Raw genomic sequence first — 836 nt, 5'->3', positions numbered from 1 at the left:
TTCTTATATTTAACTTTTAAGGGTTATGAGAATAGTTAATTGTGATCTTTGTCATTTTTTTTTATCAAATTGATAGTTAACAATTTACTTTCAAAAATTCGGAAGTAAGATGAATTGAATCTTTGTATGAAAAGATAACGAAGCTAATAATTACATTTTAGTTCAAATGGGTTGTCAGGATATCCAATCTATCATCATGGTATTTCTTGGGTTTTTGATAAAATATTTAATTTCTTCATAATATACAGATATAAAGGATGGCTCAATGCTAACTGAACTGATTGCATCAAATAGAAGATCAGCTGCAATTCATGCTTTTGTTGATACCGGATTATCTACTCACTTTAAAGATGGAATGTATGTCGATATAAGCGAGCTTTCCCGTAAATCTGGTGTTAATTATGCTCGGTTTAGTCGATTATGTGATTTCTTAGTTGAAATGGGGGTATTGATTAATAGCAATAACAAATTTAGGCTTTCTGATGAGTGCCAGGTGTTTGCCGATCCTGAAAGTTTTGAGACATTCATGATAAAGCTTGAAATTTGCTCATATTACTGTGATGCTTGGTTAATGTATGGAAAATCCTTATTTGAAGATGATGGTAAATCCGCGTTTGAAATGGCACATGGCAAACCATTCTTCGAATATTCGGATGGTAACAATTTTCTCAAATCAAATTTTGATGCTTTAATGACAAGAGTCTCAAATTTAATCGTTGAGAAGTTACTTGGTATTTATAATTTTAATCAGCATAATAGAATATTAGATGTTGGAGGGGGAGAAGGGCAGCTTTTAGCAAGAATTAGTGAAAAAGTAAAAGGAAAACATTACGCTG

The 836-nt window shown here is 31.5% G+C and carries 1 protein-coding gene; it reads left to right on the top strand.

The genetic code is table 11. The features are described from left to right. Window positions 1-265: 265 nt before the first annotated feature. Window positions 266-836: methyltransferase (locus V2H77_RS00255; protein WP_341497205.1), on the top strand; the 571-nt coding region annotated here is incomplete at its 3' end.

The sequence above is a fragment of the Photorhabdus sp. P32 genome (assembly GCF_038085095.1).
GTDB lineage: Bacteria > Pseudomonadota > Gammaproteobacteria > Enterobacterales > Enterobacteriaceae > Photorhabdus > Photorhabdus luminescens.
Note: the sequence above shows the minus strand (reverse complement) of the source record. Positions and strands in the feature narration are given on the sequence as shown.